This is a genomic window from Pseudoalteromonas sp. 120-MNA-CIBAN-0494, assembly GCF_040308885.1.
GTDB lineage: Bacteria > Pseudomonadota > Gammaproteobacteria > Enterobacterales > Alteromonadaceae > Pseudoalteromonas > Pseudoalteromonas nigrifaciens.
Map to the genome: position 1 here is coordinate 1 of NZ_JBEOOE010000038.1, position 26,337 is coordinate 26,337.

The following is a 26,337-nucleotide window of genomic DNA, read 5'->3' on the forward strand; positions in this document are numbered from 1 at the left end:
GGAAGCGAGTGAGCTAGGAAGTCCACAAGGTGGTGTTATCAGTCCATTGTTGGCGAATATCTACCTAGATGCATTTGATCAAGAAATGAAAAAGCGAAATCACAGAATAGTGAGGTACGCCGACGACATATTGATCTTATGCTGCACAGAAAAAGCAGCCAAGAATGCACTCACAGTAGCGACTCAGATACTCGAAAAAGGCTTAAAGTTAACAGTCAACCAAAAGAAAACGCACATAGCGCATAGTAGTGAAGGCGTAAAATTTTTGGGAGTGGAGATAGGCAGTAATTGGACGCGTATCCAAGCCACAAAACTCAAAGGCTTTAAACAAAGAGTTAAACGATTAACAAAGCGAAATAGTGGCATGAACTTAATTGAAGTAATAAAAAGACTCAATCCAGTGGTGCGCGGCTTTGTAAATTATTTCAGTATAGCCAATAGTAAACGAGTGCTAAATTTGTTGGCAAGGTGGGTGAGACGACGATTAAGGGCAATTCAGTTAAGGTTGTGGAAAAACCCAGCGAGGTTGCATAAGCGACTAAAACAATTAGGGAAAAAGCCGCCATTTAAGTTCATCAAAATGAACTCATGGCGAAACTCTCTAAGTCCATTATCGAATGTAGCGATGCCAAACCAATGGTTTGAGGAGCAAGGTTTATATTCAATGGAAAAAGTAAGTACAGGATGGCTTGCTCACTCGGCGTTTAGAAAATAAGCCGAAGGGATAGAAGAATACAGGAGCCGTATACGAGGCCCGTACGTACGGCTCTGTGAGAGGGATGAGGCAAAAGCCTCACCCTACTCGATGTATTACTCATTGCATAGGTTAAATACGCAAGGCTGTCTTTGTTATTGTGTTACTTTTGCTTGCATAAAGTTGTTTTTTTGTTAATCTACCCGCCTTCTGTTGTGGCTATTTTGAGGTGTTTATGGCGTTTTTATCTCGTTCGATATTGGCGTTGTCTGTAGCACTTTTAAGCAATAACGTATTTGCGCAAAAGCAGTGTGATGTAGAGCTTCGTCACGGTTTAATCATTACTGATGATATTATTCGCATTGTTGATAAGGGCCAAACCCGCGTACAAATTAATAATAATAACCAATTGTTTATCCGTGGCTATTGGATTGACTTAAGTGATGACGAAAGTAAAGTCCTTGAGCAGTTTAGCAGCGGTATTCGTCAAACTGTTCCTGAACTCGTTAACTTAGCCACCGATGGCGTTAATTTAGGGCTCAGTGCAATTGAGCATGTTGTTGAAGGCATGACAGATAAAGAATCAGAAGTGCTTAAAACGCAATTGCAGTACGTTGAACGTGCGCTAATGGATAAGTTTAAACGCGGCGATGATTTTTTCTTTATTGCGCCGCAATCACTTTCCAAAATAGACGACTTTTTCACTAAAGATATTAGCAAAAAAATTCACTCGGCAGTGCATGGCTCCCTCGGGGCTATTTTAATGTCGTTAGGCGATGCATTTAAATCGCGCGAAGGTAATATTGAAGATCGAATGAACGACATGAGCCAACGCATGGATATCATTTCATCAGAAATAGATAAATCACTCCAAGAAAAAGCCCGCCAACTCGAACTAAAAGCTGCAGAATACTGCGAATGTTTAAACGCCCTTGATGTGACTGAATCTCGCCTACAAGCCATAGTACCAGGTATGGTGAGCTTTGATTTAGTGCAATTGACATCCTCCACCACCTCGCCAAGCGCCTGAACAAGTTCAGGAAAGGAGGGGGATTCCGATTAGTTTAAAACCATCGGGGCCTTGTGATCACTCATAAGGCAAGTTCCTGCTTCAACAAGCTGACTAATGTCTATCTCTCCACAGGCTAGAACGCGATGACCTCGCGCTAAAATATTTAATGCGCCAACATGATCCGCATTATCTTGATAACCGCACTTCGCACATTCAAACTTAGACTGCGTTAATCGGTTATCTTTTGATTGATGACCACACGCCGGACACGTTTGACTGGTATGTTTCGGATCAACAAAAATAACCTGACCGCCGAGCCAATCCTGCTTATATTTCAGCATCTCTTTAAACATTCCCCATCCTTGATTGAGAATGACGCGGTTTAAGCCAGATTTTTGTTTCACCATTTTTCCATGCTGCTCACTGTTGCCTTTGCTGTTTTTCGTCATATTTCTAATTTTAAGATCTTCTAGCACGATGATTGCGTGGCTTTTGCTCAACTGTGTTGAGATCTTATGTAATTTGTCATGACGAATATTGGCAACTTTCGTATGAAATGTTGTGATCTTTGCTTTTAATTTTTTCCAGTTACTTGAAAATTTCACTTTTCTAGCAAGTTGCTTCTGTAATCGTTTGATCCTGATTGTCTGTTTACTGGTATCTATCGGCTCCACAAAACTGCCATCAGAAAGGGTAATTAGGTGTTTCACGCCTAAATCTCCCCCAATCATGGCGTTTGATGGGTGCTTAGGTGGTGCTACTTCTTGTTCAACTTGGATTGAAACAAACCAGTGCTTTCCTTTTTGTGAAACAGTGACGTTTTTAGCTTTTCCTAAAATAGCTTGGCTTTTTCTAACATTAACCCAACCGATTTTAGGTAAAAAAATACGTTTCCCATTCTTGTCGATTTTAAAGCCTTGAGGAAAACTAAAGCTATTCACCTCTCCTTTTTTCTTAAAAGTAGGCATCCGTTTGAGTGGTTGGTTTTTATCGAATGCGTCTTTAAAGGCGCGTTCAAGCTGTTTTAATGTTTGTTGGATAGTTTGTGCGGGCGATAGTGTTAAAAAGCCATACTCCTCGCTTTTTTTCCAAAGTTTAGAAAAGAAATCCAACTCTTGGTAGTAGCAAATTTTTTGTTTATTCTGTAACTTAAATAAGTTAATCGCTAAGGCTTTATTCCACAAGAATCGACAATTTCCCGCATATTGCGCCATTTTAGCGTTAATATCGGGTGTTGTTTTTAAACGAAATTTATAAGCTTTGCGAATAATCATACTGTTATTATATACAGTCAATCAAAAAGGAACAACCCACTTAGTCGCTTCGCGACTATTGCCTTATATCACCGACCTAAAGGAGCGGTGTTTTACGACAAAAGTCGATAAAGTCTTAAAACAGGCTAAAGGGCTGCTATCAGACTCTAGCTAGCAGTGTTGATATAAAAAACATCGTATTACTAGTAGCGCACGGTGTTTTTTATGTTTTCCTGACAACTAAAAATTTTAACTTTACAGTTTAATTTCTTCAGCTGTTAACAAGCGGTATTCACCCGCTGCTAGGTTTTCATCTAGTTTAATATTGCCAATTTGTTCGCGGTGCAATTCAACCACTTTGTTGTCTACAGCGGCTAACATGCGCTTAACTTGGTGGTATTTACCTTCACAAATAGATAAACGTAAGCCGTAATTAGCGAGGCGCTCTGCTTTTGCCGGACGGGTTAGAGTTTTTTCATTATGTAATTGTACCCCTTCGCGCAGTGCCTCTAACGATTCGTCAGTAATGGGCTCTTGGGTTTCTACTAAGTAGGTTTTAAATTTATTGTTTTTAGGAGACGTTATTTTATGCGACCAGTCGCCATCGTTGGTTAAGATAACTAAGCCAGTGGTGTCAATATCGAGGCGGCCTGCTACGTGAAAGTCGCTCATATTTGGCTCGTCAATTAAATCGAATACCGTTTTGTGTAGTTCATCACTATTGGCACTTACATAACCAACGGGTTTGTTTAACATGAAGTAGCGTTTACCTAAAAATACGAGTTGTTCACCTTGAAAAACTACTTCGTCTTGCTGCTTAATTTGAAAATCGAAAGCAGTGACCACTTCACCATTGACCAGTGCGGCTTGGCGTTTAATGCTGGCTCTGGCTTTTGAGCGTGGCAGCTCTGCTAAATGGCTAATAAATTTATCTAGGCGGCAAGGGAATTTCATTGGGGTTCACATTTTGAGTCGGCTACAATGGACGCGATTATAACGGATAGTGAAATACCATGACAGTGCAGGACACACAAATAATAAGCCTTTACCAAGCTAAGGTTGCATCGGGCGAGCTTAGCTTCGATGCTGCGCAAAATAATGCCGTACAGGCACTTAATTCGCTTAGTGAACAATTACAAATACACTATAGCTGGTGGCAAAAGTCGCCACTCATAAAAGGTGTGTATTTGTATGGGCCGGTAGGGCGTGGTAAATCCATGCTAATGGATTTATTTTATAACAATGTTGCTATAAGTAAAAAGCAGCGGCTGCATTTTCATCACTTTATAGCGCAGGTACACCAGCAGTTAGGGCAGTTACAAGGGCAAAAAGATCCGTTAATAATTATAGCTAAAAATTGGGCCAAAAATATTCGGGTGCTATGTTTTGATGAGTTTTTTGTTAGCGATATTGGCGACGCTATGATTATGGCCCGGCTGTTTGATGCGTTATTTAAACAAGGTGTAGTGTTGGTGGCTACTTCAAACGCAAAACCAGAGCAGCTTTATTATAATGGCCTACAGCGAGCACGGTTTTTACCTACTATAGATTTAATTAATAATTATTGCGAGATAGTAAATGTAGCGGGAGAGGAGGATCATCGTTTTCGTTATGGTAAAAATAGTAGTCATTACTTTATTAATTTACCCAGTGATGACTTTAAAGCTAAATTTTTAACGCAGTACCCGCAAGCATCGCACAGTGGCAATATCATGGTACACGGTAGAGCGCTGCCTTATTTATTAAAAACAGCAAATGCCTTAATGATTGATTTTATGGCGTTGTGCTCTGGCCCGCGTAGCGCTAACGATTACATGTTTTTAGCTCAGCAATTTTCTGTGTTATACGTGGCAAATGTGCCAAAAATGGGTGTTGGCGCAACCGGTAAAGTAATAGTGCACGGTATAGAGGACAGCTACCAGCGTGAAAAACAAACTCTAGACGAGCACTTTTTTGATGATGAAGCACGACGCTTTATTGCTTTGGTAGATGAGTTTTATGATTGCCATAAGTTACTGGTTATAAATGCACAGGCTGATATAGACACCTTGTATCAAGGTAAAAAACTAAGCTTTGAATATGCACGAACGCAATCGCGTATAGTCGAAATGCAAAATTGGTAAAAATAATAATCGTACTAGGAAGTAAATCAGGGCTAGGTTCTAGGTTAAACTCTAAACCTTAAACTCTGAGCTTAAATTTGAACACGTATATCTTTATTGAATTAAATAAATGACTTACTCCAATCATAATTAACATGCCCCTATAAAAATAGGGACATATTGATTATAGGTATATGGTTTTCTACTTATACCCATTTGGGTTATTTGACTGCCAGCGCCAGGTGTCTTGCATCATAGTATCGATACCGCGCATCGCTTGCCAGTCTAGTTCATTCAGGGCTTTTTCAGGAGCTGCGTAACAAGCGGCTATATCGCCAGGGCGACGTGGTGACACTTGATATGGTACTGCTTGCCCACTGGCCTTAATAAAGGCATTCACCATTTGCAGTACTGAATAACCGTTGCCTGTACCTAGGTTATAAACCAATGCACCGGTGTTTGTGGCAATTTTATTCAGCGCTTTTAAATGCCCTAAAGCTAAGTCGACTACGTGAATGTAGTCGCGCACGCCGGTGCCATCTACTGTGTCGTAATCATCGCCAAATACGGCTAGTTGCTTGAGCTTGCCCACAGCGACTTGTGAAATATACGGTAATAAATTATTAGGGATCCCGTTTGGATCTTCACCAATTAACCCCGATTCATGCGCGCCTACTGGGTTAAAGTAGCGCAAAATAGCAAAGGCAAAGCGCTCGTCTGATTTTGCGATATCTTGCAACATCATTTCAACCATTAACTTTGATGTACCATAAGGGTTGGTGGTGCCACCAACAGGGAAGTCTTCTTTAATAGGTAGGCTTGCTGGGTCGCCATAAACGGTTGCTGATGAGCTAAATACTAACTTAAATACACCCGCATCGCGCATCGCATCAACCAGTGTTAATGTACCTTGTACGTTATTTTGATAGTACTCAATTGGTTTTACAACCGACTCACCCACCGCTTTTAAGCCAGCAAAGTGAATTACGCTTTCAATAGTATGCTTAGCAAATACTGAGTCTAAAAATGCTTTATCGAGAATATCACCTTGGTAAAAAGTTACTTCTTTACCGGTAATTTTTTTAACGCGCGTAAGTGACTCTGATGATGAGTTGCTTAAATTATCAATAACAACAACATTACTGTTTTGTTGTAAAAGTTCTAAAACAGTGTGCGAGCCAATATAGCCTGCGCCACCGGTTACTAAAATAGTCATGAATGCTCCGTGGATACCTTTTATCAATAGTGTTGATTGCACCATAAATTGCGATATTTTACATGCATTATCTGCTTTAAATACGCTGTTATTTTAAAAAAGCTAGATTTACATATTTGATTACATTTTGAACGCTTTAAATAACACTTATGTCATAAGATTAAGTTATAGTTAATAAACAGCTGTTAAAATGAACTCAGTTATTTAGGTGTTAATACTGAGCATGCCCTAATTGCAATAATGTAATATTTGGCGCACCTTTTTGGAGAGTGATATGAATCCAGTAAACAAAATCGCAATGTTAATGTGCTTTGCACTACCAGCACTTGCCCATGCGGGTGAGTCGGCTATTAAATGGCATGATTTTAAAGACTATCGTGATGTACGCGAATCCAATCAAGGTAAAGCTTCGTACCATAAGCATATAGCGAGCAGTATTGAAGAGCATGTTGCTAAACTTGCAGAGCAATTGCCAAAAGACTACAAACTTAGCCTAGAGATTACTGATGTCGATTTAGCTGGCGATGTACGCTATGGCGGTATAAATGAAATCAGGGTGGTTAAGCCTATTTACTTTCCGCAACTCAAACTTAATTATTCACTTACTAATGAAAAAGGTGAGGTAATAAGTGCAGCAAGTGATGTAAAGCTTAAAGATATGGGCTTTATGGATAAAATTAAAATGGGCCGAGATGAGCCATTTAATTACGAAAAACGCTTACTTACAGAGTGGTTTGGTGAGGAAATATTACCGAAAGTTGATTAACTAAGCTTTACAAAAACGCCGCTAAATAGCGGCGCTTTTAATGCTTATAGAATCATAAACTTTTTAACTAAAGTTTACGTTACTTAAACGTAGCTAACAAAGTAAGTAGTTGCTGTAATTTAATAACGGTGGTTTTAAGTTTTTCTTCATTAAAACCGTCACTAGATAAGCTCTCTACGTCGGCTGCTACATCAAGCACATATGGCTTAAAGCGTTTAGCTTCAAAGGTAAAACCTGAGTCGGCTGTAAAGAGTGCTTTAAATTTGCCGTGACCTTGCTGTTGTAACTCGTCGAGTTTTTTGTCAGCATCAAGCGCCTGTCGGTAAACAATTTTTAAGTTAGCGTTGAGTTGTTCAATAATAGAATCCATGGTTTTCCTAAAGCTTTGTATTGAGTTGCCGATAATTTATTATGTAGCATGCGTATACTGCATATGTTACTTGGATTATATTTAAAAGTCAGGTTTTTAGCACTGTGCCTTGTTTAACTCCTTTTAAATTATTGCACAACAAACACTGATTAAAGGTGGGTTAATTTTATGAATATATCAGGCGGAAATTTACCGGTAATGCCAAGTTCAAGCCAAGGCGGCGAAGTGTTGAGCGCTGCATTGTCTAAAAAACAGCAACTAGCTGATGGCGCAGCTGCATTAGCACTGATTGAGGGTGCTGCGCAGTCATCCAGCGCGCAAACACCGACTAAGTCGGCGACTGCAACACTGGGTAATAACGTAAACATTTACGTTTAAATACTGCTTTAAATTAACTTAAGATCGATTGGCGTTTTACTTTTTTCACCGCCAATCTCTCTGACCAATTTAGGCACTAAAAAACCAGGTAGGGCTTCTAACAGCTCTGCCATTACTTTTATTGCTTGCTCCTCACTAATGTCAAAGTGGCTTGCCCCTTCTACCTTATCTAGCAAATGTAGATAATAGGGCAATACATCGGCATCAAATAACGCTTCACTTAAATTCACTTGTGCTGCAGTTGTATCGTTCACGTCTTTTAAAATAACCGCTTGATTAAATAGCACTACACCTACTTGTTTAAGCTTTTGCATTGCGGCTTTAAAGTCGTCGTCTATTTCGTTGGCATGGTTTATATGATTAACAAACACAATTTTTAATGGCGACCTTGCAAGTCTTTCGCATAACTCATCGGTAATGCGCGCCGGAATAACCACCGGCAGACGGGTATGAATTCGCATGCGTTTAATTTGTGGTAGTTGCTCAAGCTCATCTAAAAACCAACTAATGACATCGTCTTTGGCCATAAGCGGATCGCCACCACTTAAAATCACTTCATTTATATTATTGTCGGATTTTATATAGCTAAGCGCATCTAGCAGGCTACGCTTATTAAGTTGGTTTTCTTGATACGGAAAATGGCGTCTAAAACAATAGCGGCAATTTACTGCACAACCGGTTTTAAACATTACTAAAACACGCGATTTATACTTGTGTAATAGCCCTGGCTGCTGGTTACTTTGCTCAAGCAGGGGATCTTTATTAAAACCACTTTTAGTTAAGAATTCTTGATGGCGCGGCATAACTTGTAATAATAATGGATCGTTTGCATCGCCTTTACGCATTTTTTTTATAAATGGTATTGGCACACGAACTGGGAACAAGCTACGAGCTTTTATGTCGTTATCATGGACTTGGCTCGATAAACCGACCATTTCTAGCAACACTTTTGGGCAGGTAACTACATTTGCTAATTCTTTTTGCCAGTTTTTATGCAAATTTGCTTCATTTCTTTGTATCATTGGCACGTAGATTACTCGAAAAAATATAAATAGAGGAAACGATGGCGAATTATAGCACCAACGAGTTCAAGGGCGGCCTAAAAATTATGATGGATGGCGAGCCTAGTAGTATCATAGAAAATGAAATGGTAAAACCTGGTAAAGGCCAAGCGTTTAACCGTGTTCGTATCCGTAAACTTATTTCAGGTAAAGTACTTGAAAAAACCTTTAAATCGGGTGAATCTGTTGAAGGTGCTGATGTAATGGATACTGATTTAGCGTATTTATACACAGACGGCGAATTTTGGCATTTCATGAATAACGAAACATTTGAGCAAATTGCTGCTGACGAAAAAGCGTTAGGCGATGCGGGTAAATGGTTAGTTGAAAATGACGTGTGTACAATTACATTATGGAACGGTAATCCTATTGTAGTAACACCACCTAACTTTGTTGAGCTTGAGATCACTGAAACTGATCCGGGCCTTAAAGGTGATACAGCCGGAACTGGCGGTAAACCTGCAACATTAAGTACTGGTGCTGTAGTACGTGTTCCACTATTTGTACAAATAGGCGAAGTTATTAAAGTAGACACCCGTAACGGTGAATACGTAAGCCGCGTTAAATAATTTTAAGCGTCGCTTTATAAAATCCTAGCTTAAAAGCTGGGATTTTTTTTGGAGAAAATATGTCAGTAAATCTTTGGGCTCCCAGTGCAAGTATTGCAACACTTAAGCAGCGAGCTGTTATTTTACGCAGTATTCGCGAGTTCTTTTATGCTCGCAATGTAATGGAAGTAGAAACCCCCAGTTTAAGCGGAGCCAGTGTAACCGATATACACTTAGTGAGTTTTAACACTCGATTTGTAGGCCCAGGGCACGCCAGCGGCCTTGAGCTATATTTACAAACCTCTCCAGAGTTTGCAATGAAGCGCTTGTTAGCGGCGGGCTCAGGGCCTATATTTCAGTTGTGTAAAGCATTTAGAAACGAAGAAGCTGGCAGCCATCATAATCCAGAATTTACTATGCTGGAATGGTATAGACCGGGGTTTGACGAATTTGCATTAATGGCTGAAATAGATGAGCTAATGCAGCTTATTTTAGATGTTGCGCCGAGTGAACGGTTAACTTACCAACACGCATTTGAACAAGTACTTGGACTTGATCCACTCACTGCTAGTTTAGAGCAATTACAACAACTTGCCTGCGAGCAAGGGTTTGCTGATATAGCTAAAAATGAAACGCATAGAGATACCTTACTGCAGCTTTTATTTTGTATGAAAGTAGAGCCAACAATTGGCCAACATAAGCCGTGTTTTGTGTATCACTTTCCGGCATCGCAAGCAGCACTGGCACAAATTTGTGAGCATGACAGTCGCGTAGCAGGGCGGTTTGAGCTGTATTATAAAAATATGGAATTAGCTAATGGCTTTAACGAGCTAACTAATGCGACAGAGCAAGCTAAGCGTTTTAATGACGATAATGAATATCGTAAACAAAATGGCTTAAAGCAAGTACCAATGGATAAGCATTTAATTGCTGCGCTTGAACATGGATTAGCACCTTGTGCAGGGGTAGCGCTGGGCATAGACAGGCTAGTAATGTTAGCCACGCAAAAGAGTAATATAAAAGAAGTTATTGCGTTTGATGTGACAAGAGCTTAAAGCAACTTAACATGCAGGGGGGCTGTCAGTTAGTAACTAACCTCTCGCATGATCAGGCTCTACGACTACCACATAAAAAACCGCGTTTATTTTAATAAACGCGGTTTTTTTAACAGAGTACTAAAAGCTGTCAGCTTTACTTTATAAATTAAGTGTAAAGGTAACGCCAGCTACACGTGGCTCACCTAGTTGGGTGTAGGTATGATCAGCGTAACCATCAAGTGGGTTGTTGCCAAACTCAAAACCGCGAGTAGGTACTGTTTCGTCAAACACGTTACGTGCCCAGGCGCGTACAGCCCAGCTATCGGCTTCATAACCTAAGCTTACATTCACTAAGTTACTGTTTGGTGCCTGTGCATTATGGCTATCTGAGAAGTAATAATCGTCTTTGCCTTCAACACCTACCATGGCATAAAGCTCGTTGGTAAGGTTATAACGAGCACTCAGTGCGTATTGATATTTAGGTGACTGTGCTTGGTCGCGACCGTCTTGGTTTAAACCCGCTTTAGTTACAAATTTATTTATTTTAGTATTTAAATAACCAGCACTACCGGTAATAAGTAAATCGTCGGTTAGCTGATAGCTACCTTCAAGTTCAAGGCCATAGTTACTGCCAGAGCTCGCGTTATCTACATAACCGGTAAACTTCTGATCTTGTACTTGCCATGACTTTAACTGAATGTTGTCGCGGTGCATGTAAAACGCAGCTAAACGTAGAATAAATTTATCATCAAGGGATGATCCCTTAACACCAAACTCACCGCTCCATAAGTATTCTGGATCAAAACTGGTGTGTTGTTTAAAAAATTCAGCATCAAGGTTTAAGCCTTCATCTTTGGCTTTAGCGAGCGCTTCTGAGTTAATGCCGCCTGCTTTATAACCACGGGTAATGCTGGTGTAGATCATGGTGCGATCAATTACTTGGTACTCAAGCGCTATTTTTCCGCCAACCATAATGTCGTCGGTATCTTCAATAAAACCGTTATTATCGGTGTAATCACCTTGGTATTGCTCAACACGTAAGCCAGTAATTAAGGTGGTTTTAGGCCCAATAGGAGTCGCTAATTGGCCGTATACTGCCACGTTATTGGTTTCATACGTTGAGTTAAATGGGCTAGCTAACCAGGTATATTGGCGTTCTAAATCTACGTCGCGGTTTTGATAGTAAAGACCTGCAACCCAGTTGCCGGTTTTGCTTTTAAATTGTAAATCGACCCCTTGATCATCGCGATCGCGGCTGTAAACATCAGTTGAGCTGTAACCATCAGGATGCAAACCGGCGGCGCAAAGCTGCGGTTTACTCGGATCGTTACATACCCAATCTTCATCAAAGCTATAAAATAATTCACTGTCGATCGCCGATAAACTTAAGTTTACGTCAAATAAATCAAAGCCCGTATAAGTGTTATTTAGACCAATAGCGTAACTTAATTGGTTATCTTCACCGGGTTCATCGGCAACGCTGTTACGGCCGTTATCAAGTGCGAAGGTGTCGTAACCGTTGTTAATATCAATATAGTGTAGATTTAATTCAGTGCGTAAATTGGCAGTTATTTGGCTGTTTAATTTAAAGCGTGCTACTTGCTCGTCTTGCCCTTGAGTTGGCTTATTTAGGTATAGGTTATCTACATAGCCGTCTGATTTTCTACGAAAGTAGCTAACACGAGCGCTGGTATCGTCGGTTAAACCTGTACTTGCAGCAAGACCAGCTTCGCGGCTGTTGTAAGTGCCTGCACCTACTTGTAGTTTTAAGCTAGGATCGCTTGTTGCTTGCGCCGATTGCATTTGGATCATACCGGCCATACCGTCGGCACCAAAGCGTGTACCTTGTGGGCCACGGTAAATTTCTACTTGGTCAATATCAAATAATAATGCACTGCCACCAAGGCCTGAGTAGTTAATGCCATCAATAACTAAACCAACCGAAGGATTAATAGGATCAACAAACTGTGAACGCAGTCCTACGCCACGAATTTGAATATAACGACCGCGAGAAGCCCCAGAAGCAAAATTAATATTGGCAGTACTCCCAAGCATTTCGTCTAGGTAGGTTGCACCTCGTAAATTAACTTCATCTTCGCTAAATAAGCTGGCGCTAGCACTTAAGGTTTGAATGCTTTCTCGTTGAAAATCACCAGTAACAACAATGCGTTCTAGATCTGTATCGTCAGCGTTGGCGGTAACTGATGCACCAAACAGTGGTAATAATGCGGCGGTAATTAAAGACAAACGTAAGTTCATTAGGTTACTTAACTCCATTTTAGGGACTTGCATGGTAGCAATTATTTCAGTACATGTGCTATAAACGCGGCAATTATACGTTAAATAATTTGGATTACGAATATGACCTTTACAGTAGACTTTAAAGTGCGAGACTACGAATGCGACCTACAAGGCATTGTAAATAATAGTGTGTATTTTAATTACTTAGAGCATGCGCGCCATGAATTTTTGCATGCACATGGGATTAATTTTGCTCAGCTTGCCAAAGATAAAATTAACTTGGTCGTGATGCGCAGCGAAATGGATTATAAACAGTCATTATTACCGGGCGATGAATTTTATGTAGCTGTAGAGCCTCAACGTATTAGCCGACTTAAATTCGCTTTTAAGCAAACCCTGATCCGTAAACACGATGAGAAAATAATGCTTAATGCATTGGTAATCGGCACAGCTTTAAATGAAAAAGGTCGGCCATTTTTACCAGCGCAAATAGATAATTTATTTAAAACGGATTCAGCATAAAAAAATCGCATGATTATCAAACGATATCAGAATAAAATTTACACTTTAAACATGTATTTTTAACGGATTAACTTGTTGAAAATTGTTATTATTACAGTAATTAGACAAATAATTAGTAATAACATGAAATTAGCAGCAATACCCATGCTTATAATCGGTTTATGTGTTGGTTGTGCATCAACGCAAACGGTTACCTCAGAGCAGCTTAAACATACTCAATGGCAGTTATCACGTATTGATGGCCTAGCTATTCCGCCTTCGTTTAATGCGTCGGTGGGTTTTATTGAAGCACTGCAAGTCAATGGTTTTGCTGGCTGCAATAAATTTTTTGGGGAAGGTGAGCTGGACGATAGTAGCTTAACAGTTAACAAAATAGGGATGACCCGTAAGTCGTGTGGCCAACAACTTGATAAGTTTGAGCAGCAGTTACTACACGCACTGCAACAAGGCGCGCAGCTTAAAATGCAAGACCAGCAATTGGTAATGCAGGGCGAGAAAACATTTGTATTTATTGCGAAATAAAAAACGCCCTCTTGCAGGCGATTTTTAACTGGCGTACACTCAACGCTGATTTGCTAGATACTATTCGCAAATTAATAAATTACAAATACCAATTTGATACCCAAACAACTTAGCATTGCAGCTGCAGCTGCAGTTATAAGTGGCAAAGGTATATTTAATAATTGGTATTAATACTTGTCGGAGTGCCTAACTAAATAATTAGTTAAGGCTGAGATCGCGAAAGCGGGATCCGTGAACCTGATCAGGCTAATACCTGCGTAGGGAACAAGCTGCCTAAAATAGGACGCTTGTGCGTCTTTTTTTATGCGTACAAGTTATACCATCCGGTATTAAGTTCTGTTGGCTGCCAAGATTGGCTGTGACAGTAAACTGCTTAACCAATCTACGATCCAATGAGGCATTTTGCCTTCTCAATTCTTCGCACAAGACAACCCATAAACTATGAGGTAAGTCATGTCGAATACTGCAAAAAAATCATCGCGTCGTGAAACGCGAGCCGCTGCATCTGAATATATTTATAACTTAACGGGACAACCGTTTCCTAATTCGCACAAAGTGTATGTTGAGGGTACGCAAAACAACATTCGTGTAGGAATGCGTGAAATAACCCTAAGCGATACTTATATAGGCGGCAGTGATGAAAATCCAGTGTATGAGCCAAACGAGCCGCTACGTGTTTACGACACATCAGGCCCGTATACCGATCCAAACTTTAAGCTTGATGTACGCCAAGGCTTAGCAAAGTTTCGTGAGCAATGGATTGAAAGTCGCGGTGATACCGAGTTACTTGAATCAGTTACTTCACGTTTTACGCAACAACGTATGGCTGATGAAGGGCTTGATCATCTTCGTTTTGAGCATTTACCAAAAATACGCCGCGGTAAAGCGGGTAAAAATGTCACGCAAATGCATTACGCTCGCCAAGGCATTATTACCCCTGAAATGGAATACGTAGCGATACGCGAAAACATGGGTCGCAAAAAAATTCATGCTGAACTATTAGCCGCGCAGCATAAAGGCGAGTCGTTTGGGGCCAGTATTCCTGATTTTATTACGCCTGAATTTGTACGCGACGAAATTGCGCGTGGCCGCGCTATATTACCCAACAATATTAACCACCCCGAAACCGAACCTATGATTGTAGGGCGTAACTTTTTGGTAAAAGTAAACGCTAATATAGGTAATTCGTCGGTAAGCTCATCGATTGAAGAAGAAGTAGAAAAAATGGTGTGGTCTACTCGCTGGGGCGCCGATACCGTTATGGATTTATCAACCGGGCGTTATATTCATGAAACTCGCGAATGGGTAGTACGTAACTCGCCTGTACCTATTGGCACAGTTCCTATTTATCAAGCGCTGGAAAAAGTAAACGGCGTAGCGGAGGACTTAACCTGGGAGATTTTTCGCGATACGTTAATAGAGCAAGCTGAACAAGGCGTCGATTACTTTACTATTCATGCAGGTGTGCTACTGCGTTACGTACCAATGACCGCAAAACGAGTAACCGGTATTGTGTCGCGCGGTGGCTCTATCATGGCAAAGTGGTGTTTAGCGCACCATAAAGAAAACTTTTTATACACCCACTTTGAAGATATTTGCGAAATTTTAAAGCAATACGATATTTGTTTTTCGCTTGGCGATGGCCTGCGCCCAGGCTCGATTGCTGATGCCAACGATGAAGCTCAGTTTAGCGAATTGCGCACCCTAGGTGAGTTGACTAAGTTAGCCTGGAAACACGATGTACAAGTATTTATAGAAGGCCCCGGGCATGTGCCAATGCATATGATTAAGGCCAATATGGATGAGCAACTTAAACATTGCGACGAAGCACCGTTTTACACCTTAGGCCCGTTAACTACTGATATTGCACCTGGGTATGACCATATCACCTCAGGTATTGGTGCAGCTCAAATAGCATGGTACGGCTGCGCTATGCTGTGTTACGTAACACCTAAAGAGCATTTAGGTTTGCCAAATAAGGAAGACGTAAAAGAAGGTTTAATTACCTATAAAATTGCTGCCCATGCCGCCGATTTAGCAAAAGGTCACCCCGGTGCGCAAGAGCGTGATAATGCCCTATCAAAAGCGCGCTTTGAGTTTAGATGGCATGACCAATTTAATATTGGTTTAGACCCTGAGCGTGCCCGCGAATATCACGATGAAACACTCCCGCAAGAGTCGGGTAAAGTAGCGCATTTTTGCTCTATGTGTGGCCCTAAGTTTTGCTCAATGAAAATCAGTCAAGAAGTACGCGAATATGCAAAAGATTTAGAAGCGCGTGGCATTGACCCTGCTGATGCTGCAGATACGATTACAATAAAAATGATTGATGTAGAAGCACAAATGAAAGCTAAATCGGACGAGTTTAAAAAAACCGGATCAGAAATATATCATAAAGCGATATAAATCAGCTTAAGGTGCTGGGCTGCGGGCAGCGAGGGCTCGCAGCTAAAAGGAACTTTTATGTTTTACAATATAGCGGTAGTGGGGTTTGGTTTAACCGGTAGGTTGGCGGCGCTTGAGCTGAGTAAGCAACACCGAGTTACTGTATTTGAGGCAGATGATGAGCACTCTCAAAACAGCGCAGGCAAGGTGGCTGCGGCTATGCTTGCTCCTCTTGCTGAGTCGGTATTGTGCGAGGCTGATTTAGCTTTAATGGGGCTTGATTCTATAAAGCGTTGGCCTGGGATTATTGATGAGCTTGATAGTGAGGTTTTTTTTCAGCAGCAGGGCACATTAGTTGTCGCGCATCAGCAAGATAAAGGCGATTTACAAAGCTTTGCTCAGCGGCTAAAACCGTTAGCTAATTATACCGGGGAGTCGGTGAATTCCCAGCAAATTGAAATGTTAGAGCCTGAGCTTGCTAATCGTTTTAGTCAGGGATTATTTTTACCCTGTGACGGGCAAATAGATAATCAGGCATTTTATCAAGCCAGCTTTACACAGCTCAACAAACGCAAAGTAAAGTTTGTATTTAATCAACGGGTAACGATTAACGATAATAAAATTAATAACCGAGAGTTTGATTATATTATTGATTGCCGAGGGCTTGGCGCAAAAGATGACAAGCCTCTGCGGGGCGTGCGTGGAGAAGTAGCTAGGTTATACGCGCCAGAGGTGAGTTTAACGCGACCCGTGCGCTTAATGCATCCGCGTTACCCCATTTATATAGCGCCTAAACCCAATAATGAATATGTAATTGGCGCGACTGAAATAGAGTCGCAAGATACAGGCCCAGCCACAGTGCGCTCTGCTTTAGAGTTACTTTCGGCGGCTTATACGGTGCACAGCGGTTTTGCCGAAGCGCGGCTATTAAATATTCAAACAGGGTTACGCCCGGCATTTTGCGATAACCGCCCACAAGTAACACACGTTGGGCGAGTTATTAGTATTAATGGCTTATATCGTCATGGTTACATGTTAGCGCCAAGTTTAGTGGCAAATGCCCTTTTATGCATAGAGTGAAAATTAAATGAACATAACAATTAATGGTGAGTTAATAGCTATTAGCAGTAATAAGCTCATTAACTGTTTGCAAGATTTTGGTGGTGTTGCGCCATTTGCGGTGGCGATTAATGGTGAGTTTATACCGCAAAGCCAGCATAGCGATTATCAATTAACTGAGGGTGATAGTATTGAGTTGCTCTCGCCGATTCAGGGCGGATAACAGCTATGCTAAATAATGACTATTTAACTATTTATGGTGAGCAAATAAAAAGCCGATTGCTAATAGGCTCGGCGCTTTACCCGTCGCCTGCAGTGATGAATGAATCGATTGTTGCATCGGGCGCTGAAATAGTCACGGTGTCGCTTAGGCGTCAGCAAAGTGCGGCTGCGGGTGATGATTTTTGGCAGTTAATAAAAAATACTGGGCTTAAAATTTTACCAAATACAGCAGGGTGTCATAGTGTTAAAGAGGCCATAACGCTTGCTAAAATGTGCCGTGAAGTGTTTGCTACCGATTGGATTAAGCTTGAACTGATAGGGGACGATTACAACTTGCAGCCCGATCCGTTTGCACTGTTAGAAGCAACTAAAATACTGATCGACGATGGCTTTAAAGTACTGCCATATTGCACAGACGATTTAGTGCTGTGCCAGCGTTTAAATGCTTTAGGCTGTGAAGTATTAATGCCATGGGGTGCACCGATTGGTACAGGTAAAGGCTTGTTAAACAGTTATAATTTAAAAACAATCAGAGAGCGCTTACCTGAGGCAACGTTAATAGTGGATGCTGGTTTAGGTTTGCCCTCGCATGCCTGCCAAGCACTTGAACTAGGGTATGATGCAGTATTATTAAATTCGGCGATTGCCGGAGCGGGTTGCCCTATAACCATGAGCCGAGCATTTAAAGCCGCGGTAGAGGCTGGACGTTTTGCATATAACGCCAAAGCAATGCCTGAAAAAGACGTTGCAGCCCCTTCAACCCCGACTATGGGTATGCCATTTTGGCATCAAGAATAAGTGAGACGAATATGAATAACGTAGTATGGACAATCGCCGGCTCAGACTCAGGCGGTGGCGCAGGTATTCAAGCCGATATAAAAGCAATGCAAAGTTTTGGTGTGCATGGGTGCACTGCTATTACAGCACTGACTGCGCAAAATAGTTTAGGTGTTGAGGCAATTAATGCCGTATCAACCGATATTATTGAATCGCAGCTTTTAGCGCTCGAAAAAGATATGAAAGCCAAAGTAATTAAAATAGGCATGCTGGCAAATGTGCAGCAAATTCAATTGATCAGTGAACATATAAGCCACTATAAAGCCAAATGGCCAGTGCCGCCTGTTATTGTTTACGACCCAGTAGCTATTGCTACTAGCGGCGATTTATTAACAGAGGAAGACACAGTAAGTGCTATTAAAGAATGCTTATTGCCGCTGGTGGATGTAATAACCCCAAATACGCACGAAACCCAGTTATTAACTGGCGTGTACTTAATTGGTCCTGCGGCAATAAAAGAAGCCGCCAATAAGTTATTAAGCTGGGGCGCAAAAGCCGTGGTTATAAAAGGCGGGCATTGGGATTATCCAAGCGGCTACTGTATAGATTACTGCATAAATAATTTCACTCAAAAAGGCGAAGAATACTGGCTGGGAAATGAAAAAATTCAAACGCCACATAACCATGGTACAGGCTGCAGTATGGCCTCGGTTATTGCTGCTTGCTTAGCAAAAGACTACCCGTTAAAAGATGCGTTTATTTTAGCTAAAGCTTATATTAATCAAGGATTGAAAGTAGCGGTGCGCTACGGAGAAGGAATTGGCCCAGTAGCACAAACCTCATTTCCAACCAACTTAGCCGATTACCCCCAAGTAATAGAAGCGGGCAGTTGGTTAGGTGATGAACTCGATTTTGACGTTCCGCTTGATTTTAATATGGCTGCAGATTTTGCACCCTGCGAAAGTAAATCATTAGGTTTATACGCAGTGGTTGATAGTGTTGACTGGCTAGAAAAGTGCTTACAACAAGGCGTTAAAACTGTGCAGTTACGAGTTAAAAATAAAGACGATGCACAACTTGACGAATTAGTGGCAAAAGCAGTGGCACTGGGGGAGCAATATAATGCGCAGGTATTTATAAACGACTATTGGCAACTTGCAATTAAGCATGGTGCATATGGTGTGCATTTAGGCCAACAAGATCTAGAAAGCACTAATTTAGCGGCGATTAAAAATGCAGGACTTAGGCTGGGGCTTTCTACTCATGGCTTCTATGAAATGCTCCGCGCACATAATTACCGCCCAAGTTATTTGGCATTTGGCGCTATTTATCCTACCACTACCAAAGATATGACAGGGCAAATACAGGGACTAGAAAAGTTATTTAAATTTGTCCCCTTGATGCAAAGCTACCCAACAGTGGCAATTGGCGGTATAGATTTAAAGCGCGCCAGCCAAGTTGCTAAAACAGGCGTTGGTAGTGTGGCTGTGGTACGTGCAATTAGCGAAGCCGATGATTATGTGCAGGCAATAAGTGCGTTGCAAGCGGCAATAAATTAAAGTGGGCCAGGTTAATAGCCAAATGAATGAACTTAGCGATAAAGAAATGCTGCGCTATAGTCGCCATATATTGCTTAAAGAAGTGGGACTTGCAGGGCAGTTAAAGCTTAAGTCGGCAAGTGTTGCAGTAGTAGGTGCGGGCGGCTTAGGCAGCCCCGCATTACTGTATTTAGCTGCTGCGGGTATTGGTAAGCTTATTTTAATTGATGATGATGCGGTTGAGCTTTCGAACTTACAGCGCCAAGTGCTTTATAAAGTAAATCACTTAGGGCAAAAAAAGGTGGTTGCAGCAGGTAAAGTGCTTGCAAGTCTGAATAACCAAATCACTATAATTACTCACGCTGAAAAGCTTACTCAAGATAATAGCGCAGCATTACTCAATAATGCGGATATTGTGTTGGATTGCAGTGATAACTTTACCACTCGTTACAGTGTTAATCGCTTTTGTATAGAGCATAAAACCCCGTTAATCTCGGGTGCGGCACTGGCAACAAAAGGGCAGCTGATTGGCTTAGACTTTAGAAATGCAAATAGCCCGTGTTATGGCTGTATTTTTCCACAAAACGATATTGCGCCGCTTATCAATTGTGATAACGCCGGAGTAATAAGTCCGCTGTTGGGTATTATCGGCTCAATGCAGGCGCAGCTGACACTCAATATGTTATTAGGTCATTCTAGCGATTGTGTGTTTATGAGTATTAATGCACTCACTTTGCAGCAGCAACAATTTAAAGTGGTGAAAGATATCGACTGTAAGGAGTGTAGGTAAAGCCACGGTTTCAGGTGTTAGGTATCAGGCAGAGATCAGCCAAACTCGGTATTTAAGCAAACTGTAGGCGAGTTATTTTCCACCGCGATTGAATTTATAAACTCACTGAAAAATAAAAACCCCGCGTTTATTACCATAAACGCGGGGTTTTTTTACCTGATATCTATATCGATATCTATATCTTAATCATCAATTTTGGCAAACGGGGTGCCTAAGCGGGTCACTGTTTCAGGAAGTTGATCATCAAGAATATCCGCTTTGTCGTCGCCCCAAGCAAGTACCACGGTAGAGCCAAGTTTAAAGCGGCCCATTTCTTCACCTTTTTTAAGGCTAATAGCGTTTTCGCCCTTGGTTGGGTAGTTCCAGCTAAATACATCGCTACCAGCTGGTGGTGTTACTGTACCCGCCCAAATAGTTTCAATGCTGGCAACAATAGTTGCGCCAACCAGTACCATAGCAAGTGGGCCTATTTCAGTTTCAAAAATAGCAACCACACGTTCGTTACGTGCAAACAAGTTAGGCACGTTTTGCGCAGTCAGCGGATTTACTGAAAATAAATCGCCTGGTACGTAAATCATTTTACTTAATGTGCCATCAATTGGCATATGAATACGGTGATAGTCTTTTGGCGCTAAATAAATAGTTGCAAACTTACCGCCTAAAAATGGGGTTGTATCGTCTTTATTACCACCAAGTAGTGCTTGTAGGCTGTAATCGTGACCTTTAGCTTGAATTAGTTGGCCGTCAACAATATCGCCTAATTGGCTAATTGCGCCATCTACTGGATGAATAATAATGTCGCTGTCTGCAACTATTGGGCGTGCGCCATCTTTTAACGGACGGGTGAAAAACTCGTTAAAGCTTTCATAATGAGCAGGATCTGGGTGTTTAGCTTCACTCATATCTACTTTGTATTGCTTAATAAACAGTTTAATTAACGTGGTTGTTAACACACCCGCTTTAGCAGCGGCTAGTTTTCCTACTACGCGTGAAATAAAGTGTTTTGGCATTGCGTACTGCATTGCGATTTTAAATTTATCTAAACTCACTGGTTGTTTCCTAAATTATACGCGAGGCGCGCGAGAGCCTGCACGGCCATCGGCCATTGTTTCTAAAATTCTGTGGTAGCTGTCAAAGCGCAATTGCGAAATTTTGCCATCAGCTACGGCTTCTTTAATTATACAGCCCGGATCGTTTAAATGTTTACAGTCTCTAAATCGACACCCGCCTATAAATTCTCTAAATTCTTTAAAGCACCAAGTTACACGATCAACTTCTAAGTGCCATAAACCAAATTCACGTATACCCGGTGAATCTATTAAGTTACCGCCGCTTGGTAAATGATGTAGGCGAGATACCGTGGTGGTATGTTGGCCTAAACCACTGTTTTCAGAAACTTCTTTAGTTAGAATTTCAGCATCTGGAAGTACGGTATTAACTAAAGTAGATTTACCTACGCCACTTTGACCAACAAAAATATTGTTTTTGCCAACGAGTACATCTTTTAATTCGTCAATACCATCGGTACTTATATTACTAACCAATAAAACTTTGTAGTCGAGCTTGCGGTATACATCGAGTACTTTTTGTATTTCACTAAGACCTTGCGCATCTATTAAATCTATTTTATTTAGTACTAAAATAGGCTCTATACCCATATCTTCGCAGGCTATTAAATAACGGTCGATAATACTTGGGGTAAATTCGGGTAATACTGCTGACACCATTAATATTTGGTCAATATTAGCAGCTATTACTTTTACACCGTCGTAAAAATCAGGGCGAGTAAGTTGTGACCGACGCTCTTGCGTTGCTTCAATTACACCTGCTAAATCGCCTTCGCTTACTTTAGCGCGACGAAACAGTACTTCATCCCCACACACTAAATTAGACACAGTGCGGCGTATATTACAGCGTAGTACTTCGCCGCTTTCAACTTCCACATCGGCATGTTGACCAAAACGACTGATCACAATAGCGCTTTCTACTTGGCCTAAATTATCGGTTTGCCATTCTTGCGCACCTTTTTTAGCAGGCCTTGCATCAGCACTGCTTATACGCTTTTGATGATTAGCCTTGATCTGACGAGACTGGCCTTTACTTAATTTTTTTTGTTTTGCCACAGGAGGCCTATAACCTTAGTTAAATGTCGACTTAGCTAAAAAATGCTTTAGCTCGACGTATGATGCTAATATGATATATCGAAATGCGCTGGATCTAAAGGAAAGCACCGCTTAGGTAATTATGAATATTAATAAATCAAACTTAATTTGGCTCGATCTTGAAATGACCGGACTCGAACCAGAGACCGATAAAATACTCGAAATTGCGACCGTTGTCACTGATGCTGATTTGAATATATTAGCTGAAGGGCCAACTATTGCCATTCATCAAAGTAATGAGTTGCTTGATAATATGGATGAGTGGTGTACCACTCAGCATGGAAAATCGGGTTTAACAGCACGCTGCAAGGCAAGTACTTACGACGAAGCCTACGCGGTTGAGCAAACAATAGCCTTTTTAAAACAATGGGTACCTGCAGGTGCATCACCGATGTGTGGTAACTCAATAGGGCAAGATCGTCGCTTTATGAATAAATACATGCGCGAATTGGAAGACTTTTTTCACTATCGTAATCTAGATGTAAGCACAATTAAAGAGCTCGCGCGTCGCTGGAAACCAGAGGTACTTGCACAAGTGAATAAAAAAGGCTCACATCTTGCGCTAGACGACATTAAAGATTCGATTATGGAATTAAAGGTCTATAGAGAAAAATTCTTTAATTTATAAAAAACACTTGCAAACACACTGTATTATTGTAGAATCCTGCCCCGCTCAAGACGATAACCCACGCGGGGTTAGTGTGTTTGAGTTGTTTAAATATAAAGCAATACTAGCTCAGTTGCTAGAATGTTGAACGCGACTTGTCGCGCAGCAACGGACGAATTACTTACTACTTTATAATGCGGCACTAGCTCAGTTGGTAGAGCGCGACCTTGCCAAGGTCGAGGTCACGAGTTCGAGCCTCGTGTGCCGCTCCAATTTCTAACCAAAAGAAATTGAAGTTATTTATATAACTAGAAGTAAAAATGCGGTACTAGCTCAGTTGCTAGAATGTTGAACGCGACCCGTCGCGCACCAACGGACGAATTACTGACTACTTTATAATGCGGTACTAGCTCAGTTGCTAGAATGTTGAACGCGACTTGTCGCGCACCAACGTAAAATAACTAAAGAAATAAAAATGCGGCACTAGCTCAGTTGGTAGAGCGCGACCTTGCCAAGGTCGAGGTCACGAGTTCGAGCCTCGTGTGCCGCTCCAATTTCTAACCAAAAGAAATTGCAGTGTTGAATAAAAATGCGGTACTAGTTCAGTTGCCAAAATGTTGAACGCGATTTGTTGCGCACCAACGGACGAATTACTGACTACTTTATAATGCGGTACTAGCTCAGTTGGTAGAGCGCGACCTTGCCAAGGTCGAGGTCACGAGTTCGAGCCTCGTGTACCGCTCCAATCTTTTATATCTATCAAAAATATCCCAAACAAAAAGCCATAAAAATTTCTTATTTTAAATACAATCTTTCTCTATCTGATTTCATATGCAGTGAACTATCCAGCGACTGAAGAACACTAGGTTTTCTCGCTATGCATTCGATAAAAATTGCGTTAAAGCCTTTAGTAATTAGCAACGATAGTTACTCGCGAAGGGCAAGTTCTTTACCAATAAAGTGATGTGTTTTTACTGTGATAATTAATGGGTATGCGGCGGGAGTGAGGTTTAAGCTTTGATGAGGCGACTTGTTAAAACAACTCGCCCTGAATGGTTGCTACAATTCGCCTAGTACCACCGCTGTCTCGATGTTCACCTAAATAAACACCTTGCCATGTACCTAAAGCTAAATAGCCATTTGTAATAGGGATGCTTAACTCACAGCCTAAAATACTGGTTTTTATATGAGCTGGCATGTCGTCGTCACCTTCATAATCGTGACGATAATAGGGTTGGCACTGCGGAACAAATTCATTAAAGTGGCTCTCCATATCCATACGTACAGTAGGGTCGGCATTTTCATTAATGGTTAGGCTAGCTGAAGTGTGTTGAATAAATAAGTGCAGTAAACCCACTTTGTAATTTGTGAGTTCGGGGATTTGAATGAGTATTTCGTTATCAATTAAATGAAAACCTCGGATACGAGGTTTTAAAGTAATGACTTTTTGTTGCCAACTCATAACTTATCGAAACTCACTTCAATATTGGCGTTACCCGCATCGCAGGTAAATGGCATGAGTATTTTTTTACCTTGGCTTTTATGAGTAATTGTATGGTCTTTACCAGATACAACTATTGGAGTTGCCATATCAAAGTCGAAACCTTTTTGACCCAATAAGTTTTTAGCGCCACCTGTAACCATATTAGTAATTTCGCCTACCATATCGGTTACTTCTTCATTTATACTATCTGGACGTTCGCCAAGCATACGCTCCATGATAGTTAGTGCTAACTGCTCATCAAAAGTTATTGAAAAAGAGCCTCGTGTTTGCGGGCCAACCATTCCGATCAGGCCTGATACATCACCACAAGCTTTCTCATCAGTTTTAATGCGTGGCTTACCTGGCTTTAATTGTGTTTGAGCCATTGTACTTAATACATTGATTAAAGAAGATAAAAAAGGGTTGATGAACTCTACATTCATATAATTTACTCTTAAATTAGTGCTAAAAAATAGCGATATAAAATATTTATATCGCTACTAAAACTATGCAGCTCTGCAAGACTCACATCTTCCATGTGCTTCTATTGTTTGCGCCGATACAACAAACCCACCTTCCGCAGCTAAACTATTTAGCTCATGCGAAATAACGGTTGAATGCAGTTCTTTAACAAATCCACAGGTATCGCAAATTAATAACTGTACAGGATGAATATGATCAAAATGATGGCACAACATAAATGCATTGGTGCTTTCAATTTTATGAATAAAACCAAGCTCAGCCAAAAAATCTAATGCACGGTATATCGTGGCAGGTTTAGCGCCAGTTTCTGTTACTTTTAATTGCTCGAGCAAATCATACGCGCCCACACCACCTTGCGCACTTGCAAGTAAACGAAATACCTTTTCACGGATAGGTGTAAATCGCGCACCACGGTTGTCACATACTTGTTTTGCTTTACTTACGAGTGATTCTATATTCATCGTTCTCTTATCCTTATGCTACCTTGATATAATATCACACTGTATTTAAGTTGCAGTGTTTAAATTAAACGCGTTTGTTAAAGCTATTCACTAAGGCGTGTTTATCTTTAGAGGTTAAATTAATAGTAGCGAGTTTGGTGTTAGGGAGGGCAGTACTTATTATATAGTGTCGCTATTTTCCATTAATAAGCGATAACGCTTGTTTGGATATTTGCTTGTAGTAAATGAGCAAGTAAATAATACCTATGTAGTAGCTTCAGTACTATATAGTAAAATAATGAAGGCCATTAGTTTTAAACTACATTAAAAGTACATTGGCTTTCTCTAATCTCTAATTACTCAGGTTATTAGTTATAAAGAATTGCATGACTTTTAGTTTTGTTTACTATTTGTGCATGCTTAATATGCGTAGCGTAATAAGCACACTTTATATTACTCAAACAATCGAGTGGTGCTTAAATTATGCACTGCTCAATACCTGCTTAGAATGTAAAACCAAGTCGAGTTACCCAAAATGCAGATGGTTTAGTATTGTTTTTAATCGTTTGGTTTAAATATCAAGCGAACAGCATTTTATTTTAAGTTTTCTTTAAAAAACGCTTGCGTAAAACTGGCTGCGCCCTATAATGCGACCCCACTGAGACGGCA

27 protein-coding genes, 3 tRNA genes and 1 riboswitch are annotated in these 26,337 nt (G+C 40.9%); of the genes, 19 read left to right on the plus strand and 11 right to left on the minus strand.

The genetic code is table 11. The features are described from left to right. Together AAEY55_RS15960 and AAEY55_RS15965 are read left to right on the plus strand one after the other, a co-directional pair. A partial coding sequence (locus AAEY55_RS15960; protein ID WP_350552162.1) for a group II intron maturase-specific domain-containing protein occupies positions 1-715 on the plus strand: 715 nt, incomplete at its 5' end. 214 nt (positions 716-929) lie between these two features. Next, positions 930-1,724 (plus strand): YggN family protein, encoded by a 795-nt coding sequence (locus AAEY55_RS15965; RefSeq protein ID WP_350552165.1) that lies wholly within the window; start codon positions 930-932, stop codon positions 1,722-1,724. A 29-nt stretch (positions 1,725-1,753) separates the two neighbouring features. On the opposite strand, the gene AAEY55_RS15970 is transcribed toward AAEY55_RS15965, so the two are convergent. Together AAEY55_RS15970 and rsuA are read right to left on the minus strand one after the other, a co-directional pair. Beyond that, positions 1,754-2,980: a transposase gene (locus AAEY55_RS15970; RefSeq protein WP_350552168.1), complete on the minus strand. Its 1,227-nt coding sequence runs from the start codon at positions 2,978-2,980 to the stop codon at positions 1,754-1,756. 234 nt (positions 2,981-3,214) lie between these two features. Further along, positions 3,215-3,913: a 16S rRNA pseudouridine(516) synthase RsuA gene (gene rsuA, locus AAEY55_RS15975; RefSeq protein WP_338411729.1), complete on the minus strand. Its 699-nt coding sequence runs from the start codon at positions 3,911-3,913 to the stop codon at positions 3,215-3,217. A 59-nt stretch (positions 3,914-3,972) separates the two neighbouring features. Between rsuA and zapE the strand changes: the two genes are divergently transcribed. Then, a complete protein-coding gene (gene zapE, locus AAEY55_RS15980; RefSeq protein ID WP_350546662.1) occupies positions 3,973-5,082 on the plus strand; it encodes a cell division protein ZapE in 1,110 nt (369 codons plus the stop codon). 181 nt (positions 5,083-5,263) lie between these two features. On the opposite strand, the gene galE is transcribed toward zapE, so the two are convergent. Beyond that, entirely contained in the window at positions 5,264-6,277 is a 1,014-nt protein-coding gene (galE, locus tag AAEY55_RS15985; protein ID WP_011327179.1) for a UDP-glucose 4-epimerase GalE, read from the minus strand. Positions 6,278-6,551: 274 nt separating this feature from the next. Between galE and AAEY55_RS15990 the strand changes: the two genes are divergently transcribed. Then, a complete protein-coding gene (locus AAEY55_RS15990; protein ID WP_192532528.1) occupies positions 6,552-7,043 on the plus strand; it encodes a DUF3016 domain-containing protein in 492 nt (163 codons plus the stop codon). 79 nt (positions 7,044-7,122) lie between these two features. Here the strand turns inward: AAEY55_RS15990 and AAEY55_RS15995 are convergent, their stop codons facing one another. Beyond that, positions 7,123-7,413, minus strand: a complete 291-nt coding sequence (locus AAEY55_RS15995) for a hypothetical protein (RefSeq protein WP_011327181.1) — start codon at positions 7,411-7,413, stop codon at positions 7,123-7,125. Positions 7,414-7,581: 168 nt separating this feature from the next. On the opposite strand from AAEY55_RS15995, the gene AAEY55_RS16000 reads away from it, so the two are divergent. Continuing rightward, positions 7,582-7,791: a hypothetical protein gene (locus tag AAEY55_RS16000; protein ID WP_089367752.1), complete on the plus strand. Its 210-nt coding sequence runs from the start codon at positions 7,582-7,584 to the stop codon at positions 7,789-7,791. A gap of 8 nt (positions 7,792-7,799) precedes the next feature. Here AAEY55_RS16000 and epmB read toward each other — a convergent pair whose 3' ends face one another. Beyond that, positions 7,800-8,813, minus strand: a complete 1,014-nt coding sequence (gene epmB, locus AAEY55_RS16005; RefSeq protein ID WP_350552173.1) for an EF-P beta-lysylation protein EpmB — start codon at positions 8,811-8,813, stop codon at positions 7,800-7,802. Between the two features lie 41 nt (positions 8,814-8,854). On the opposite strand from epmB, the gene efp reads away from it, so the two are divergent. Next, positions 8,855-9,421, plus strand: coding sequence for an elongation factor P (efp, locus tag AAEY55_RS16010; RefSeq protein ID WP_011327184.1), 567 nt, complete (start codon positions 8,855-8,857; stop codon positions 9,419-9,421). 59 nt (positions 9,422-9,480) lie between these two features. Beyond that, positions 9,481-10,455, plus strand: a complete 975-nt coding sequence (gene epmA, locus AAEY55_RS16015) for an elongation factor P--(R)-beta-lysine ligase (RefSeq protein ID WP_182678887.1) — start codon at positions 9,481-9,483, stop codon at positions 10,453-10,455. A gap of 141 nt (positions 10,456-10,596) precedes the next feature. Here the strand turns inward: epmA and AAEY55_RS16020 are convergent, their stop codons facing one another. After that, entirely contained in the window at positions 10,597-12,696 is a 2,100-nt protein-coding gene (locus AAEY55_RS16020) for a TonB-dependent receptor (protein ID WP_011327186.1), read from the minus strand. A 102-nt stretch (positions 12,697-12,798) separates the two neighbouring features. On the opposite strand from AAEY55_RS16020, the gene AAEY55_RS16025 reads away from it, so the two are divergent. From AAEY55_RS16025 to AAEY55_RS16060, 8 genes are all read left to right on the plus strand, one after another. After that, positions 12,799-13,200 (plus strand): thioesterase family protein, encoded by a 402-nt coding sequence (locus tag AAEY55_RS16025; RefSeq protein ID WP_193038898.1) that lies wholly within the window; start codon positions 12,799-12,801, stop codon positions 13,198-13,200. A gap of 123 nt (positions 13,201-13,323) precedes the next feature. Then, a complete protein-coding gene (locus AAEY55_RS16030) occupies positions 13,324-13,722 on the plus strand; it encodes an META domain-containing protein (protein ID WP_041454338.1) in 399 nt (132 codons plus the stop codon). A 168-nt stretch (positions 13,723-13,890) separates the two neighbouring features. Then, a riboswitch (TPP riboswitch) is annotated at positions 13,891-14,003 on the plus strand. A 172-nt stretch (positions 14,004-14,175) separates the two neighbouring features. Next, entirely contained in the window at positions 14,176-16,128 is a 1,953-nt protein-coding gene (thiC, locus tag AAEY55_RS16035) for a phosphomethylpyrimidine synthase ThiC (protein WP_350552180.1), read from the plus strand. Between the two features lie 57 nt (positions 16,129-16,185). Then, positions 16,186-17,187: an FAD-dependent oxidoreductase gene (locus AAEY55_RS16040; RefSeq protein WP_179807833.1), complete on the plus strand. Its 1,002-nt coding sequence runs from the start codon at positions 16,186-16,188 to the stop codon at positions 17,185-17,187. A gap of 7 nt (positions 17,188-17,194) precedes the next feature. Further along, a complete protein-coding gene (thiS, locus tag AAEY55_RS16045; RefSeq protein ID WP_011327191.1) occupies positions 17,195-17,389 on the plus strand; it encodes a sulfur carrier protein ThiS in 195 nt (64 codons plus the stop codon). Positions 17,390-17,394: 5 nt separating this feature from the next. Continuing rightward, complete coding sequence (locus tag AAEY55_RS16050; protein WP_086993123.1) at positions 17,395-18,186, plus strand: thiazole synthase; 792 nt, start codon at positions 17,395-17,397, stop codon at positions 18,184-18,186. Between the two features lie 11 nt (positions 18,187-18,197). Further along, positions 18,198-19,724 carry a thiamine phosphate synthase gene (thiE, locus tag AAEY55_RS16055; protein WP_179807831.1) on the plus strand — a complete coding sequence of 509 codons (1,527 nt, stop codon included), beginning with the start codon at positions 18,198-18,200 and terminating at the stop codon, positions 19,722-19,724. Between the two features lie 22 nt (positions 19,725-19,746). Further along, the gene (locus AAEY55_RS16060; protein WP_179807830.1) at positions 19,747-20,493 is read left to right on the plus strand and encodes a HesA/MoeB/ThiF family protein; all 747 of its coding nucleotides are present in this window, start codon (positions 19,747-19,749) and stop codon (positions 20,491-20,493) included. A gap of 182 nt (positions 20,494-20,675) precedes the next feature. Here AAEY55_RS16060 and asd read toward each other — a convergent pair whose 3' ends face one another. Together asd and rsgA are read right to left on the minus strand one after the other, a co-directional pair. Then, entirely contained in the window at positions 20,676-21,542 is an 867-nt protein-coding gene (gene asd, locus AAEY55_RS16065) for an archaetidylserine decarboxylase (protein WP_041454339.1), read from the minus strand. A gap of 15 nt (positions 21,543-21,557) precedes the next feature. Then, positions 21,558-22,616, minus strand: coding sequence for a small ribosomal subunit biogenesis GTPase RsgA (rsgA, locus tag AAEY55_RS16070; RefSeq protein ID WP_011327196.1), 1,059 nt, complete (start codon positions 22,614-22,616; stop codon positions 21,558-21,560). A gap of 121 nt (positions 22,617-22,737) precedes the next feature. Between rsgA and orn the strand changes: the two genes are divergently transcribed. From orn to AAEY55_RS16090, 4 genes are all read left to right on the plus strand, one after another. Next, complete coding sequence (gene orn / locus AAEY55_RS16075; RefSeq protein WP_011327197.1) at positions 22,738-23,283, plus strand: oligoribonuclease; 546 nt, start codon at positions 22,738-22,740, stop codon at positions 23,281-23,283. 175 nt (positions 23,284-23,458) lie between these two features. After that, positions 23,459-23,534 (plus strand) — tRNA-Gly (locus AAEY55_RS16080). 205 nt (positions 23,535-23,739) lie between these two features. Then, a tRNA-Gly gene (locus AAEY55_RS16085) sits at positions 23,740-23,815 on the plus strand. Positions 23,816-23,931: 116 nt separating this feature from the next. Next, a tRNA-Gly gene (locus tag AAEY55_RS16090) sits at positions 23,932-24,007 on the plus strand. Positions 24,008-24,295: 288 nt separating this feature from the next. Here AAEY55_RS16090 and AAEY55_RS16095 read toward each other — a convergent pair. The 3 genes from AAEY55_RS16095 to AAEY55_RS16105 form a co-directional block, all read right to left on the minus strand. Next, the gene (locus AAEY55_RS16095) at positions 24,296-24,724 is read right to left on the minus strand and encodes a secondary thiamine-phosphate synthase enzyme YjbQ (protein ID WP_089367755.1); all 429 of its coding nucleotides are present in this window, start codon (positions 24,722-24,724) and stop codon (positions 24,296-24,298) included. After that, positions 24,721-25,188 carry a chemotaxis protein CheX gene (locus AAEY55_RS16100; protein WP_011327200.1) on the minus strand — a complete coding sequence of 156 codons (468 nt, stop codon included), beginning with the start codon at positions 25,186-25,188 and terminating at the stop codon, positions 24,721-24,723. The genes AAEY55_RS16095 and AAEY55_RS16100 overlap by 4 nt, the downstream gene beginning before the upstream one ends. Positions 25,189-25,251: 63 nt before the next feature. After that, positions 25,252-25,689, minus strand: a complete 438-nt coding sequence (locus AAEY55_RS16105) for a transcriptional repressor (RefSeq protein WP_011327201.1) — start codon at positions 25,687-25,689, stop codon at positions 25,252-25,254. Between the last annotated feature and the right edge of the window lie 648 nt (positions 25,690-26,337).

Bases quoted from the DNA above. Each gene is read 5' to 3' on its own strand.
- AAEY55_RS15965 (WP_350552165.1), top strand. From the start codon at position 930: ATGGCGTTTTTATCTCGTTCGATATTGGCGTTGTCTGTAGCACTTTTA.
- AAEY55_RS15970 (WP_350552168.1), bottom strand. From the start codon at position 2,980: ATGATTATTCGCAAAGCTTATAAATTTCGTTTAAAAACAACACCCGAT.
- rsuA (WP_338411729.1), bottom strand. From the start codon at position 3,913: ATGAAATTCCCTTGCCGCCTAGATAAATTTATTAGCCATTTAGCAGAG.
- zapE (WP_350546662.1), top strand. From the start codon at position 3,973: ATGACAGTGCAGGACACACAAATAATAAGCCTTTACCAAGCTAAGGTT.
- galE (WP_011327179.1), bottom strand. From the start codon at position 6,277: ATGACTATTTTAGTAACCGGTGGCGCAGGCTATATTGGCTCGCACACT.
- AAEY55_RS15990 (WP_192532528.1), top strand. From the start codon at position 6,552: ATGAATCCAGTAAACAAAATCGCAATGTTAATGTGCTTTGCACTACCA.
- AAEY55_RS15995 (WP_011327181.1), bottom strand. From the start codon at position 7,413: ATGGATTCTATTATTGAACAACTCAACGCTAACTTAAAAATTGTTTAC.
- AAEY55_RS16000 (WP_089367752.1), top strand. From the start codon at position 7,582: ATGAATATATCAGGCGGAAATTTACCGGTAATGCCAAGTTCAAGCCAA.
- epmB (WP_350552173.1), bottom strand. From the start codon at position 8,813: ATGATACAAAGAAATGAAGCAAATTTGCATAAAAACTGGCAAAAAGAA.
- efp (WP_011327184.1), top strand. From the start codon at position 8,855: ATGGCGAATTATAGCACCAACGAGTTCAAGGGCGGCCTAAAAATTATG.
- epmA (WP_182678887.1), top strand. From the start codon at position 9,481: ATGTCAGTAAATCTTTGGGCTCCCAGTGCAAGTATTGCAACACTTAAG.
- AAEY55_RS16020 (WP_011327186.1), bottom strand. From the start codon at position 12,696: ATGAACTTACGTTTGTCTTTAATTACCGCCGCATTATTACCACTGTTT.
- AAEY55_RS16025 (WP_193038898.1), top strand. From the start codon at position 12,799: ATGACCTTTACAGTAGACTTTAAAGTGCGAGACTACGAATGCGACCTA.
- AAEY55_RS16030 (WP_041454338.1), top strand. From the start codon at position 13,324: ATGAAATTAGCAGCAATACCCATGCTTATAATCGGTTTATGTGTTGGT.
- thiC (WP_350552180.1), top strand. From the start codon at position 14,176: ATGTCGAATACTGCAAAAAAATCATCGCGTCGTGAAACGCGAGCCGCT.
- AAEY55_RS16040 (WP_179807833.1), top strand. From the start codon at position 16,186: ATGTTTTACAATATAGCGGTAGTGGGGTTTGGTTTAACCGGTAGGTTG.
- thiS (WP_011327191.1), top strand. From the start codon at position 17,195: ATGAACATAACAATTAATGGTGAGTTAATAGCTATTAGCAGTAATAAG.
- AAEY55_RS16050 (WP_086993123.1), top strand. From the start codon at position 17,395: ATGCTAAATAATGACTATTTAACTATTTATGGTGAGCAAATAAAAAGC.
- thiE (WP_179807831.1), top strand. From the start codon at position 18,198: ATGAATAACGTAGTATGGACAATCGCCGGCTCAGACTCAGGCGGTGGC.
- AAEY55_RS16060 (WP_179807830.1), top strand. From the start codon at position 19,747: ATGAATGAACTTAGCGATAAAGAAATGCTGCGCTATAGTCGCCATATA.
- orn (WP_011327197.1), top strand. From the start codon at position 22,738: ATGAATATTAATAAATCAAACTTAATTTGGCTCGATCTTGAAATGACC.
- AAEY55_RS16095 (WP_089367755.1), bottom strand. From the start codon at position 24,724: ATGAGTTGGCAACAAAAAGTCATTACTTTAAAACCTCGTATCCGAGGT.
- AAEY55_RS16100 (WP_011327200.1), bottom strand. From the start codon at position 25,188: ATGAATGTAGAGTTCATCAACCCTTTTTTATCTTCTTTAATCAATGTA.
- AAEY55_RS16105 (WP_011327201.1), bottom strand. From the start codon at position 25,689: ATGAATATAGAATCACTCGTAAGTAAAGCAAAACAAGTATGTGACAAC.